This is a genomic window from Paraburkholderia lebeckiae (genome assembly GCF_050436325.1).
Classification (GTDB): domain Bacteria; phylum Pseudomonadota; class Gammaproteobacteria; order Burkholderiales; family Burkholderiaceae; genus Paraburkholderia; species Paraburkholderia tuberum.
In genome coordinates this window covers 2,199,507-2,212,896 of the sequence record NZ_JBNDLZ010000003.1, presented here as the reverse complement: position 1 = coordinate 2,212,896, position 13,390 = coordinate 2,199,507, and the positions used below count along the sequence as shown (strand labels likewise).

At 65.8% G+C, this 13,390-nt stretch carries 11 protein-coding genes and 1 pseudogene; 7 read left to right on the top strand and 5 right to left on the bottom strand.

Features of this window, described 5'->3' with window-relative positions:
* Positions 1-12: 12 nt before the first annotated feature.
* Positions 13-1,200 carry an ammonium transporter gene (locus OKW44_RS28075; protein ID WP_018418390.1) on the bottom strand — a complete coding sequence of 396 codons (1,188 nt, stop codon included), beginning with the start codon at positions 1,198-1,200 and terminating at the stop codon, positions 13-15.
* Positions 1,201-1,633: 433 nt separating this feature from the next.
* Between OKW44_RS28075 and OKW44_RS28070 the strand changes: the two genes are divergently transcribed.
* Positions 1,634-3,391: a sensor histidine kinase gene (locus tag OKW44_RS28070; protein WP_018418389.1), complete on the top strand. Its 1,758-nt coding sequence runs from the start codon at positions 1,634-1,636 to the stop codon at positions 3,389-3,391.
* A gap of 42 nt (positions 3,392-3,433) precedes the next feature.
* On the opposite strand, the gene OKW44_RS28065 is transcribed toward OKW44_RS28070, so the two are convergent.
* Complete coding sequence (locus OKW44_RS28065; protein ID WP_018418388.1) at positions 3,434-3,757, bottom strand: hypothetical protein; 324 nt, start codon at positions 3,755-3,757, stop codon at positions 3,434-3,436.
* Between the two features lie 80 nt (positions 3,758-3,837).
* A pseudogene (locus OKW44_RS37035) lies at positions 3,838-4,053 on the bottom strand (SDR family NAD(P)-dependent oxidoreductase); the annotation flags it as partial.
* 49 nt (positions 4,054-4,102) lie between these two features.
* Here OKW44_RS37035 and OKW44_RS28055 point away from each other — a divergent pair.
* The 4 genes from OKW44_RS28055 (at position 4,103) to OKW44_RS28040 (ending at position 8,858) form a co-directional block, all read left to right on the top strand.
* Positions 4,103-4,567: a BCAL1086 family glycoprotein gene (locus tag OKW44_RS28055; protein WP_026225451.1), complete on the top strand. Its 465-nt coding sequence runs from the start codon at positions 4,103-4,105 to the stop codon at positions 4,565-4,567.
* Positions 4,568-4,657: 90 nt separating this feature from the next.
* Positions 4,658-5,107, top strand: a complete 450-nt coding sequence (locus OKW44_RS28050) for an Rrf2 family transcriptional regulator (RefSeq protein WP_018418385.1) — start codon at positions 4,658-4,660, stop codon at positions 5,105-5,107.
* 180 nt (positions 5,108-5,287) lie between these two features.
* Positions 5,288-5,935, top strand: a complete 648-nt coding sequence (locus tag OKW44_RS28045; protein WP_018418384.1) for an NAD(P)-dependent oxidoreductase — start codon at positions 5,288-5,290, stop codon at positions 5,933-5,935.
* Between the two features lie 118 nt (positions 5,936-6,053).
* Positions 6,054-8,858 (top strand): mechanosensitive ion channel family protein, encoded by a 2,805-nt coding sequence (locus OKW44_RS28040; RefSeq protein WP_018418383.1) that lies wholly within the window; start codon positions 6,054-6,056, stop codon positions 8,856-8,858.
* Positions 8,859-8,889: 31 nt separating this feature from the next.
* Here the strand turns inward: OKW44_RS28040 and OKW44_RS28035 are convergent, their stop codons facing one another.
* Entirely contained in the window at positions 8,890-9,558 is a 669-nt protein-coding gene (locus OKW44_RS28035; RefSeq protein ID WP_018418382.1) for a cysteine dioxygenase family protein, read from the bottom strand.
* Between the two features lie 138 nt (positions 9,559-9,696).
* On the opposite strand from OKW44_RS28035, the gene OKW44_RS28030 reads away from it, so the two are divergent.
* Positions 9,697-10,182 (top strand): Lrp/AsnC family transcriptional regulator, encoded by a 486-nt coding sequence (locus OKW44_RS28030; RefSeq protein ID WP_035470107.1) that lies wholly within the window; start codon positions 9,697-9,699, stop codon positions 10,180-10,182.
* Positions 10,183-10,467: 285 nt separating this feature from the next.
* The gene (locus OKW44_RS28025; protein ID WP_018418380.1) at positions 10,468-10,677 is read left to right on the top strand and encodes a hypothetical protein; all 210 of its coding nucleotides are present in this window, start codon (positions 10,468-10,470) and stop codon (positions 10,675-10,677) included.
* Positions 10,678-10,696: 19 nt separating this feature from the next.
* Here OKW44_RS28025 and OKW44_RS28020 read toward each other — a convergent pair whose 3' ends face one another.
* Positions 10,697-13,219: an FUSC family protein gene (locus OKW44_RS28020; protein ID WP_018418379.1), complete on the bottom strand. Its 2,523-nt coding sequence runs from the start codon at positions 13,217-13,219 to the stop codon at positions 10,697-10,699.
* Positions 13,220-13,390: the final 171 nt, after the last annotated feature.

Genomic DNA, 13,390 nt, shown 5'->3' with positions numbered 1-13,390 from the left:
CGCCGCCTTCGCTCACTCCGGCGTTGCCGAAATCTTGTGAATCGACAGATCGGCGCCGTTGTATTCCTCTTCCTGGTCGAGGCGCAGACCGACCGTCTTGCGGATCACGCCGTACACGACCGTGCCGCCGAGCCCCGACACGACGATTCCGCCGAGCGTGCCGATGACCTGCGAGGCGAACGACACGCCGCCCAGCCCGCCGAGCGAATGGATGCCGAAGATCCCGGCCGCGATGCCGCCCCATGCGCCGCACAGACCGTGCAGCGGCCACACGCCGAGCACGTCGTCGATGCGCCAGCGGTTCTGCACGCAAGTGAACATATAGACGAACAGCCCGCCGGCGATACCGCCCGTGACCAGCGCGCCGAGCGGATGCATGATGTCCGAGCCCGCGCACACCGCGACGAGCCCGGCGAGCGGGCCGTTGTACGTGAAGCCCGGGTCGTTGCGGCCCGCGAACCACGCGCTCAGCGTGCCGCCGACCATCGCCATCAGCGAATTGACCGCGACGAGGCCGCTGATCTTGTCGAGCGTCTGCGAGCTCATCACGTTGAAGCCGAACCAGCCGACCGTCAGCACCCATGCGCCGAGCGCGAGAAACGGAATGTTCGACGGCGGATGCGCGGCGATACCGCCGTCGCGGTGATAGCGACCGTGGCGCGCGCCGAGCAGCAGCACGGCCGGCAGCGCGACCCAGCCGCCGAACGCGTGCACCACCACCGAGCCCGCGAAGTCATGGAACGGCGCGCCGAAAGTCTGCGTGAGCCAGTCCTGTATGCCGAAGCGGTCATTCCACGCGATGCCTTCGAAGAACGGATAGATGAACCCGACCAGCACGAACGTCGCGAACAGCTGCGGATTGAACTTGGAGCGTTCGGCGATGCCACCTGACACGATCGCAGGAATCGCGGCGGCAAACGTCAGCAGGAAGAAAAAGCGCACGAGCGCATAGCCGTTGTGCTGGGCGAGCGTCGCCGCGCTGTCGAAAAACTGCACGCCGTACGCGATCGTGTAGCCGATGAAGAAGTACGCGATCGTCGAGACCGCGAAGTCCACCAGAATCTTGACCAGCGCATTCACCTGATTCTTCTTGCGCACGGTGCCAAGTTCGAGGAAGGCGAATCCCGCGTGCATTGCCAGTACCATCGCGGCGCCGATCAAAAGAAACTCGGTATCGGCGCCGTATTTCAGACTTTCCATCGATATGTCCCGCTTATGCCAAAAAAGTGCGCTATGTGAGCAAGAAGCGGGCCAAAGTTGTGCTTATCGCGTCGACACGGTGCGAACTGGCACCGGGATGGGCATCTGATGGATTTTGAGCCATGGGTCGCCTGAGCGCACCATGCACCTGAATAGAGAAGAAAGGCACAAATAAAGTGCATAAAGCGACGCCCTTGCACAGATTGACCCAGACGAGGGCGGAATACTCGATTTAAATTACATTTTCATTCGGAATCCCGACGGAGCGAGATGCCGGCCGGGCGCATCGATGCCCATTTCTGGCGCACTGTGCGCGAACCGCAGAAGCTGCCGTCGACGCGTACGTGCCCCTGTTTCTTTTCCCGCGCAAACCCCGACATAATGTGCCGACTACGTGCACGATCCGACGGCCAACCCCCTCCCATGGGCACGCATGAGACTGACCACTAAAGGCCTGCTTCTGATCGCGATCCCGGCCGTTTTCGAACTCGCGCTGCTCACCGGTGTCGTGAAGGCGCAGGCCGATGCGACGATGGCGGAACGCTCGGCGATGCATAGCGAAGCGGTGTTGCGCCAGACCACGGAGATTCTCGATCCGGTGCTGTCCGAATCGGTCGCGCTGCGGGGCGCGGTGCTCGCCAACGACGCGCATTTCACCACCCCGATCGCCGTATGGATAGATGTCGACCGGCGCATCGACGAGCTCGCCGAACTCGTCGCGGACAATCCGGCGCAGGTCGCGCGCGTGGTCGACGTGCGCCAGGCGGTGCAGGCGTACCGCCAGTGGTCCGACCGGATCCAGGACATGCTGCACGCCGGGCGGACCGGCGAGATTCTCGCGCGCTTCCACGATCTCGCCCAGGCGGACGTGCTCGATCATTTCCGTTTGGAGGTGACCGCGTTCCAGGCCGAGGAGCGCCGTCTCGATAGCTCGCGCTCGAATGCCGTCGCCGCCGTGCGCGAACGGGAACAGACGCTGATCGTCGCGGCCGCATTGGGCTCGCTGCTGTTCGTCGCGCTCGCCGTCTGGATGTTCACGCGCGGTGTGCGCGGCCGGCTCGCGCTGCTGTCCGACAACGCAGGCCGGCTCGCCGGCAACGAGCCGCTCGCGCCGCTCGGCGCGGGTAGCGATGAAATCGCGCGGCTCGATCTGACCTTGCACGAGACGAGCCGCCGACTGCTCGAAGCCGAGCGCATCGAAGCTCGTTTTCGCGCGGACCTCGAGCGGCGCGCCGCCGAGCTCGCGCGCAGCAACGAGACGCTGCGCCAGCAGACCCAGGAAAACGAAACGTTCATCCACAGCGTGTCGCACGACCTGCGCGCGCCGCTCGTGAACCTGCAGGGATTTTCCCGGGAGCTGATTCGCGCAAGCGACGAGTTGCGCGACGCGGTGCGCGGTTCGTCGCTCGCGATCGGCACGCGCGAACGGATCGAGCGCCTCGTCGACGAGGACATCGGCGAGGCGCTGCATTATCTGCAGACCGCGGTGCTGCGCGCGTCGCACATCATCGACGCGCTGCTGCGGCTGTCGCGCGTCGGGCGTGTCGAGTACCGGCGCCAGAATGTCGATGTGCGCGACATCGTGCAACGTGTCGTCGATGCGATGCAGGGCTCGATCCGTGCGCGGCGCGCGCGCGTGACTGTCGGCGAACTGCCAGCGGTATGGGGCGATCCGACCGCGCTCGAACAGATCTTTGCAAACCTGATTGGCAACGCGGTCAACTATCTGGACCCGGCGCGCGAGGGCCGCGTCGAAATCGGCACGACGCCTGCGCCGCCGGGCGTGCATTCGCTGCGGATCTTCTACGTGCGCGACAACGGCCTCGGTATCCCGGCGATCGCATTGCCGCGCCTGTTCGCCGCGTTCCAGCGCCTGCACGGCAATGCCACGGCAGGCGAGGGCATCGGCCTCGCGTTCGTGCGGCGGATGGTCGAGCGACATGGCGGCCGCGTGTGGGCGGAATCGAAGGAGGGGGTGGGCACGACGTTCTATCTGTCGCTGCCAGAGGCGGGTGCCGCAGGCGCGAAACCGGCCGCCGCTGGCGCGGCTGTGCTCGCCGCGGCGGAGCCGGCTCCGGCGGCGCGCGGTGCGCGTGAGAGCGTGCCGGGCGCTGCGGGGCCAGGCTTGGGCGCAGGCAGCGGGTCGTCCGCGCGTTCGATCGACGCGGTGCGAGGAATCAGCGCGCGGTAGGGGGCGCTCGATCGTGCGGTGCGGATGGCGCTCGCCCGTGCATTAACCGGCGAAAATCCGCCGCGGCTTCAGCAGTCTTCTGCCGCGCACCGACCAGTGGCAACCGCATGCCAGCAGCACCGCGATGACGGCGAACGTTTCGGCCGGTGTTGGCCGAATGCCGGCAAGACCCTCGACGGCAAACAGGCCGTGCGCGACACCGAGCAGCGCCGCCCACAGTGCACACGCGGCCTGCATCAGCAAACGGGTCCCTTTCATATGCCGAGCGCGGGTGTCGTGCGACCAGGTGGGCAGCCGGCGCGCGCAGAGAAAAACGATCGCCATCAGCACGATGACGAGGGTGACGATCCAGTCGATCAGTTTCATCGAAACAGCACTCCCCAAAAGCAGCCGCGACTATAGGGAGGTGTTTCGCCTGCAACTGTCGGAAGTTTCTGAATTGTGGGACCAAGGAGACCGAACCCGGCGTTGTTGACCAACACGTCGACGCGGCCGAATTTTTCAATCGCGGCCTGCACCGCCACCTTTGTCTGGGCCTCGTTGGTCACGTCCAGCTCCACCGGCAGCAACGCAGCCGACTCCAGTTCCATCAGGTTCGACAGAACCGCGACGAACTCGCCGGGGCGATCCGAAGCGGCCGCGCGGCGCAACGGCGGTATCATGGGCACGTCTTCGCATGTGCGAGCCGCCCGACGCGGCTCCTTCCAGATCATGATTTCATCTCTTTCCTCATCGTTATTGCGCCGCGCGGCGGTCGTGGTCCTCGTGTTCGGCGCGCTGGCCGCGTGCCAGAAGAACGACGCGTCGGCCGGCCAGGTCGCGGGCAAGCTGAACGACGCCGCGCAGCTTGCCGGTCAGAAGCTCGATCAGGCCGCGAGCTACGTCGGTCAACAGGTCAACGCGACCAAGGATGCCGCGCAACAGAACCTCGACTCGGCCTCCGCGCCGTCGCTCAAGATCGACCCGGCCGCGCTCGCGTCGAGCGCGCAGGCCAACGTGCAGAACGCGGCGAGCGCGGCCAACGCGCAGCTCGGCAAGGCCGCGTCGATCACGGGCCAGGGCCTCGAAACGGCGGGGCGCAAGCTGCAGGCGTGGTCGGCGCAGAATGCGGGCGCGTCGGCTTCGTCGACTGCATCGACCGATTCCGCCGACGCGCAGAAGCAGATGGATAAATGACCCGCGCCGTTCGATCCGGTTCCGCCGTTTGACTTTAGCGTTATATGTAATTACGATGGTTACACATTGTCGTTTCGGGACGGATCTGCCGTGAACACGAGTAGCCGGTTTGCCTTTGCCGTGCATGTGCTCGCGCTGTTGTCGTTACAGGGCGGCGTGCCGTTGTCGTCGGAGATGATCGCGGGAAGCGTGAATACCAATCCCGCGCTCATTCGCCGGCTTCTGATCATGCTCTCCGACGCCGGCCTCACCACCTCGCAGATGGGCGCCGGTGGCGGCGCGTTGCTTGCGCGGCGGCCGGAACGGATCACGTTGCTCGACGTCTATCGCGCGGTGGAAGACGCGCAGTTGTTCGCGTTGCATCGCGAGGAGCCAAATCCAGCGTGCATGGTGGGACGCAATATCCAGAGCGTGTTGAGCGGGATCATCGACGAAGCGCAGCAGGCAATGGAAGCGACGCTGGCCGCGCGCACGCTCGCCGACGCGACCGCCGACGTGGTCCGCTCGGAGAAGCAGCGCGAGCGCAAGCGCCGTGCTTGAGCGTGCCTTCGCGCGCAAGACGCGTCGGCGGTGAACGATAGAAGCGCAGTGTCGTAGGGCGCGGGTCGAACTATTCCGGCATGCATGCCAAACCAGGGAACGGGGTGAGCGCCCCGCTTTTTTTCACGTTATATGTAACTATAAAAGTTACATATAAGACAACCTGAGGAGTACGCTGATATGAGCAAGCAACTGAAGATCGCCCTGTTTGGCGCGACTGGCATGATCGGTTCGCGGATTGCCGCGGAAGCCGCGCGTCGCGGGCATCAGGTGACGGCGCTGGTGCGCGATCCGGCGCGGGTGCCGACCGGCGTCGCGAATCTGCATGCGGCGCAAGCCGATCTGCTCGACGCCGCGAGCGTCGGCGCGGCGGTGCGCGGTCAGGACGTGGTCGCAAGCGCGTATGCGCCGCCGCAGGGCGATCTCGCCACGCTGACGCAAGCGACACGCGCGCTGGTCGAGGGTGCGCGCGCGGCGGGGCTGAAGCGCGTCGTCGTGGTAGGCGGCGCGGGCTCGCTCGAAGTCGCACCGGGCAAACAACTGGTCGATACCGACGGCTTTCCGGATGCGTACAAGGACATTGCACTTGCGCACCGCGACGCCTTCGAGTACTACCGCGGCGTGACCGATCTCGACTGGACGTTCTTCGCGCCCGCCGCGCTGATCGCGCCGGGCGAGCGCACCGGCAAGTTCCGCACGGGCGCAAACACGCTGATTGCGGACGCGGACGGCAACAGCCGCATTTCGGCCGAAGACTACGCGATCGCGTTCGTCGACGAAGTGGAGCAGGGTCGCTTCATCCGCCAGATCGCGACGGTCGCGTACTGACGACCGGCGGTTCGAATTCGCCGGCCGCGCAAGCGTACTAACATTCGGTTACGCATGTTCGGCCGCGCCGGGCGAAACTGCGGCTACACTGGCGTCTGCCGTTTTCTCACGGATTGCCATGCAGCCATGCCCCTCGCGGCGTGAGTCCGAGGCTGCGCCGTCTGGCGGCGGGCAGCAGCCGGCGATTCTCAGCGCCCCCCATCTCTCCTCCGCTCACACCGCTCGCGGCACTGCCAGCGGCGACGCCCGCCCGCGCGCGAGCACAGATGCCGGCGGTTGGTTTGCCGCGCTGCTGTGCGCCGCGCTGATTCTGTGCCTCGGCGCGCTGCCTCGCATGGCGCAAGCCGCGGGCCCCGCGGTCGGCGGCGGCACGCCGGTGATCCCGGCATTGCAGAGCCTGATCAACAGCGCGACGGTGAACGCGATGCCTGCGTCCGCGGCATCGGGGGCGTCGGTGCCCGAGGCGGCGTCGGCGCCGTCGCCCGCGAGCCAGGCGGAACTGGCCCGCTCGCTCGACAGCGTGATCGCCACGCTCGACAACGACCGCCAGCGCAGCGCGCTCGTTGCCCAGCTGAAAAAGCTGCGCGACGTATCGCAAAGCGCCGCGCAAACCGTCGGGCCACCTGCGCCCGCGTCCGCGCAACCTAGCCCGGGCCTGCTCGGCGCGATCGCCTCGGGCATCGCGTCGTTCGAATCCGACGTGCATCAGGGCCGCACGCCGGTGCGCTACTGGAGCGGGCGCGTAACCGCGGCCGGCAACGAGCTGTACACGATCGTCTCGGGCCAGGGACGCGAGGGTGTCGGCACGATCCTGTTGGCGATGCTGGGGATGCTGGCCGGCTGGGGCGCCTGTGCCGGCGCGCTGATCTACCTGCAGCAACGGCTGCACCGGCGCTTCGGTGTGGAGCTGGTGCTGCGGCCCAATCCCACCACACGCGAGCTGCTGATCTTCGCGTTGCGCCGCGTCGGTCCGTGGATCATCGCGTTCATCGCCGCGCTGCTGTTCATGCGCGCGATGCCCGATGCGCTCGGCCGCACGCTCGGCATGGTGGTCGCGTATGCGATCGTCGCGGGCGCGGTGTTTTCCGCGATCTGTCTGATCATGTTTTCGCTGTTCGGCTCGGGCCACCGGCGCGTCGCGGTGCGCCTGCTGATCGATCACGCGCGCCGCGTGCTGTTCGTGATCGGCGTGTGCGGCGCGCTCGGCGACGCAGCCGTCAATTACGACGTCGAGCATCAGCTCGGCACCAACCTCGCCGCGCTGATTTCGACCGCGGCCAACATGACGGCCGCCGTGCTGACCGGCTATTTCGCGCTCGCGTTTCGCCGGCCGGTCGCGCATCTGATCCGCAACCGGCCGTACGAACAGCGCAACGACCACAAGGCCGCGACCGATGCGTTCGAGGTGCTCGCCGCGCTGTGGCACGTGCCGGTGCTGCTGCTCTCGGCCGCGTCGGTGGTCGCGACGCTCGGCGGCTCCGGCTCCAGCGAAAACGTGCTGCAGATCTCGATCGTCACCGCGCTGCTGCTGGTGCTGGCGTTCTTCCTGTCGGCGATCGTGCTGCGCATGACGCGGCCGCGCAGCGCCCGCGCGCGGCGCCGCTCGCCGTATCTGACGCGGCTGCTGCGCTTTTGCGGCACGTTGCTGACATTGTTCATCTGGCTGTTTTTCTTCGAATTCGCGGCGCGTCTGTGGGGGGTGTCGCTGGCCGCGGTGATCGAGAGGAACGTGGCGGCGCGCGGCGTCGCGCATGCGATGACGGCGATCGTCGCCACCGTGTTCATCGCGTGGCTGCTGTGGATTCTGGTCGACACCGCGATCACCGAGACGCTCAATCCGGGCAGCCCGCGCAACAAGGCGCGCAGCCCGAGCATGCGCGCCCGCACGATGTTGCCGCTGGTGCGCAACGTGTTGCTCGTCACGATCATGACGATCGGTGGGATCGTCACCGCCGCGAACCTCGGCATCAACGTGACGCCGCTGCTCGCGGGCGCGGGCGTGATCGGTCTGGCGATCGGTTTCGGCGCGCAGTCGCTGGTGACCGACCTGATCACCGGGCTCTTCATCATCATCGAGGACACGATCTCGGTCGGCGACTGGATCGACGTCGATGGCGGGCATGCGGGCACGGTCGAGCATCTGTCGATCCGCACCGTGCGGCTGCGCGACGGGCAGGGCGCGATCCACGCGATTCCGTTCTCGCAGATCAAGATCGTGAAGAACCTGTCGCGCGATTTCGCGTACGCGGTGTTCGAGGTGCGCATGTCGTTCTCGACCGATGTCGACGAGATCACGCAGCTGATTCGCGAAGTCGGCGCGGAGCTGATGGCCGACTTCCGCTACCGGCGCGAGATGCTCGGGCCGATCGAGGTGTGGGGCCTCGACCGCTTCGATCCGAACTGGATGGTCGTCAAAGGGCAGATCAAGACGCGGCCGCTGCAGCAATGGAGCGTCGCGCGCGCGTTCAATTTGCGGCTCAAGCGCAAGATGGACGAGGCGGGCATCGAGATTCCGGTCGCGCAGATGCGGGTGTACACGTCGTCGAAGGATAGCGAGGGCGAGCCGCTGCGCGACGATGAGATGACCGGGTTCGTCGCGCCTGTGAATGCCGGTGCCGATGACAGCCGGCATGCGCATGGCGAGGCGCAGCAGCGGGCGCGGGACGGCGAGCGCGGCACAACCCATCAAAGGGCGCATGAACCCACTCGCGAAAGAGACCGCCAAGCGGCGTACGAATATCCGCGCGAAGCGGAGTATGAAGTGGGCGTCGTTGGCCCGTCGGCGCGCGCGTCGACACAGGTGCCGCTTGCGCCCGCGCGTGACGTGTCGCACGAACCGCGTCCTGCGCCGCCGACGACCGGACAGACCGCGCCGATTCCGCCGCAGATTCCGACGGCGGGTGATGTGGGTGGGAAGAATTGAGGCGGGGGTGTGTTTGGGGGCCGTGCAACCGTCAAACCAGTTCCGCCGTGTCGGCCATGCGGACGATGTCGTTCACGTGCGTGCCGATCCGCGCGCCTTCGACGCCATAGATATGCAGCGACACCGCCGGCGCATCACTGCTGTTGCCAAGCCGATGAATCGCAGCACGGCCGCCGCGCACGAACGACACCGCGCCGCGTTTGCGCGTCTGAGCGCGCAGCGCGCTCGCGCATTGATGCGCGTCGTGCCATTCGAAGACCGTTTCGCTCAGCTTGCCCTCGACCACCGCGTAACCGCACCAAGTGTGATGCGCGTGCACGGGGCTCGCCTGGCCGGGCTGCCAGACCAGCGCGGCAATCGCATAGCGGCCTTGCGGATCGGCGATGAGCAGATGGCGCCGATAGGTGTGGGCGGAACCTTCGCGTTGCATCGGTGCGAGCAGCGCCGGGTCGGCGGCCGCCTCGGCGAGCGCGAGCCGCATGGTGCGCGCGAAGAACGTCGAATGCGACGGTTCCGGAAATTTCGCGCAGGCTTCGAACATCGCGTCGAGCGTGTCGCACAGGCGCTCGAGCGGTGTGCGCCCGATCTCGCCCAGCGTTTGTAGCGGTAACGCGGCCGCGTCGAGTCGGGCCGGGTCCGGCAGCGACTTCAGGTAGTCGGGAAGGTGCTCGAAAGCGGTGGCGCGAAGGTCGTCGCTCATGGTTTTATTGCAGCGCGGGCGCTGCTGTTCGGCAATTTTCGGTATCGATATTTATACCGGTTTGCCCGGAGAAAGAGTTTCCATATAATTTCCTCGACCGTCAGAAAAGTAGAATAATTTCCTATTAGAGGTGGTGGTATGAGTATGGATATCATCGATCGGAAGCTGCTCGAATTGCTGCAGGCAGACGCGACAATGCCGATCGCCGAACTCGCGCAGCGCGTGAACCTGTCACAGACGCCTTGCTGGAAGCGGCTGCAGCGCCTGAAGGAGGCGGGCGTGATTCGCGCGCAGGTGGCGCTGTGCGACGCGCGCAAGCTCGGTGTCGGGACCACCGTGTTCGTGGCGGTGCGGACGAATCAGCACACGGAGACATGGGCCGCCGCATTTACGCAAGCGGTGCGCGATATTCCAGAAGTGGTCGAGGTCTACCGGATGAGCGGCGAGACCGACTATCTGCTGCGCGTGGTGGTCTCCGATATCGACGACTACGACCGGATCTACAAGCAGTTGATCACGGCCGTGCCGCTGTACGACGTGAGTTCCAGCTTTGCGATGGAGCAGATCAAGTATTCGACGGCGTTGCCGGTGCGGCCGTTTGTGACTGTCACAAATAACGGCTAACGCGCGGCATGTGATGGGGCGGTGACGAACGAACGGAACACGCTTCGCTACGATGGCGACGTGGTCGATGCATTTAAGGCGGCGGGAGAGCACAGACCAAATCACCAGCAGCAACCCGAGGCAGACCGGGTGCCGCCAGGAGCGCCGCTTGCTGCCTCGACAGTAAACGCGCCACAACGCATCCATACCGCTCCCCTCGGGTGCAAGCCGCGTGCAAGCCCACTGGGCGTAGAATGCCGCCTTCTCCGACCCATCCGCGACTGCTTCGCGAACCGAGCCCGCTTCATGACCCGACCGCCGCGCAAGAAGAATCCGACCTTTGGCATCTCCGTCTTTATCGTGGCGGCGATCCTGCTGGTGATCGCCACGCTGTTCTATAACGCGATCCGCGAAAAGCACGAGTTCGACAGCCAGCCCACGCAGGTGCCGCCGGTGGCTTCGGAGGCTGCCGCGGCGGCCGCCGCGATGAAACCGGCGAGCGGCGCCGCGCAATAACGCCCGCGCGCTTCCTGCTTCACTCCTCCGGCAGCCGGATCATGCTCGCGTCCTTGCGAATCTGCGCGGACGCCGCGAGCATCTGCTTGCATTGATGCGCGAGCAGCTTCGTGTCATGCACGGCATCGGCCGTATAGTCCGGCGATTTCTCCGTTTCGACGACCATCGCATCGAGCTCGCGAGTCATCAGTTTGATCTGCTCGCCCTGCTCGGCGGGCAACGCGGTGCCGGCTTCGGCGGCGCTCAGGTTGTCGCGCACGAGGCTCAAAGCGCGCTGCAGCGGCTGTAGCGAGATATCCTCGACCCGTTGCTGCTGTTGCGCGGAAGTGCGCAACAGCGGCGCGGCGGCCGTGATCTGCGACGCGAGCACATGGCTGCGCACCAGCAGACCGTTCAACTCCGGCACGAACTTCTGCGCGGACTTCGGTTCGAGCATCATCCGCTGGAACGCCTGACCGAGATTCGCGAACGCAATGTGAACGTTCTTGCGCGCGAGCCGATAGCGGTAATCGCGGTCGAGCGCGGTCGCCGCGGCGGCAGCGGCGGCCGATGCACCGCTTGCCGGGCGCGCGGTCGCGTTGCGGATCGTGGTGGTGTCATGACCGGCCTCGCCCGCGTTCGCCTCGGCATCGGCGTCGGCGACCGGCCGTGCCAAGCTGGCGCGCCCAGCGCCGCGCGCACGGACGCCACTCGCCACTTCGGCTCCGGCTCCGGCTCCGGCGACGGCGAGCGCCGGGCCGCCAAAGCCAGTCGCCGGATCCGCCATCGCCGCCGCCGGCGCGCGCGCGCCCGCTTCGGTCACGACCGCGACCACCGCCGCGGCCGGTTTGCCGCTCCACCACCAGCTCGCTTCGAGATACTGCCGCGTCGCGCTGATCATGTTGTTGACGAGCTTGCCCATCAAGCGGTACTCCCAGTACGGGAACAGGTGGCTCGCCGCGATCGCGATCGCGCAGCCGACTACGGTGTCGATCGCGCGCTCGCCGATGATGCGCATGCTGCCCGGCGCGAGCAGATGGAACAGCAGCAGCACATACGATGACGTGAACACGACGCTGGCCGCGTAGTTGAACAGCAGCAGGCTGTAGCTCATCACCATCGACGCGAACATCACGACCATCAGGATGTGCGGCTCCTTCACGAAGATGATCAGCGCGATGCTCGCCGCGCAGCCGATCAGCGTGCCGATGATCCGCTGCCCGTTGCGCTGCTTGGTCAGCGAGTAGCCGGGCTTCAGAATGATCACGGTGGTCATCACGATCCAGTACGCGTTCGTGAGCGGCAGCAGGCGGCCGAGCCAGAAGCCCACGGCGACCGCGATCGTCACGCGCAACGCGTGGCGAAAGCTCGGCGAGGCCATCGTCAGATTCGACAGGATCTGCCCGAATGGCACGCGCCGGCTCGACACGAAGCGGCCCAGCGCCTGGTCGATGCGCAGTTCGGTTTCGGTCGGGCTCGGCTCGGTGGCGAGGCTTCGGCGCATCTTGTCGATCAGCCGCGTGGCGCTCCAGATGCGGCGGAAATTCGACGACACGGCCGAATACGCCTCCGGGTTCTGCGTCGGCAGCTCCTGCTTGCGCATCAGTTCGATTTCATACTCGATCGCGCGCAATTCCGCCTTCACGTTCACGCGCTTTCGCGGCGCCTGATTCTGCAGCACCGCGAGGCCGATCTCCTCGAGATCTTCGGCCGCCTTGCGGATCAGATCGCGATAGAACATCAGCAGATCGGAGCCGCCGAACGTGCTGCGCACGAGCGTGTAATCGGTTTGCGCGCCGACGAACAGCTCGTGCAAATCGACGGTATTGATGAACAGGTTGTACAGCATGGCGCGGCGTGGTTCGAGCTTGCCGCGCTTCAACTTGGGCAGATTGCGCAGCACGATGTCGCGCGCGGCGTCCTGGCGATCGACTGCGGAGATCTGCTTGTCGACGAGGTTGCGATAGCACTCGTCGAGATCGCTGTCGAGATCGTAGAAGGCGGCGCGCGCGAGCAGATAGTCCGCGCACGCGAACACGCTTTCGGCGAGCGCCTGCTGCTCGATCCGATGCATCATCCAGCGGCTCACGAAGGTCGACCAGTACGTGTACCAGAGGCCGCCGAGCAGGATCCACGACGCGTTGACGAGCGCCTGCAAGGGCGTGAAGTGCTCCTCCAGCGTCATGATCATCATGAACAGCGTCGCGAAGCTGATCTGCGGCCAGCGATTGCCGTAAACGACGATTAGCGACAGCACGAACGTGAGCGGCACGACCGTGCACCACAGCGCGATTGGATTGACGGTGGCGAGGCCGGTGGCGAGCGCGGACAGAAAGCCGATCACCGAGCAGGCCAGCATCTCGTTGTGCTTGTACTTGAGCGGGCCCGGCATGTCGACGACGCAGGCGCCGAGCGCGCCGGTCGCGATCGTGAAGCCGAGCTCGCGATCGTGGAACACGATCAGGCACAGGATGGCCGGTAACGACACGCCGACCGCGATGCGCAGGCCGCCATAAAAATACTGGCTATAAAGGAATTTTCTTATTTCGACCGAATAGCGCATCGACTACCTGAATCCATTCACCGAGAAAACCGCAGTTGGAAAGACAGCGCGAAACTGCCGTCGAGTCTAACTGATTTTGCGCGCGTTCTGACCTCGTCCATTCGGCCAGGTGATGCCCTGGGGATGGGTTTGTTATGCTGTCGCTTCAATGTCCGCCGTGGCTCGCGCGCA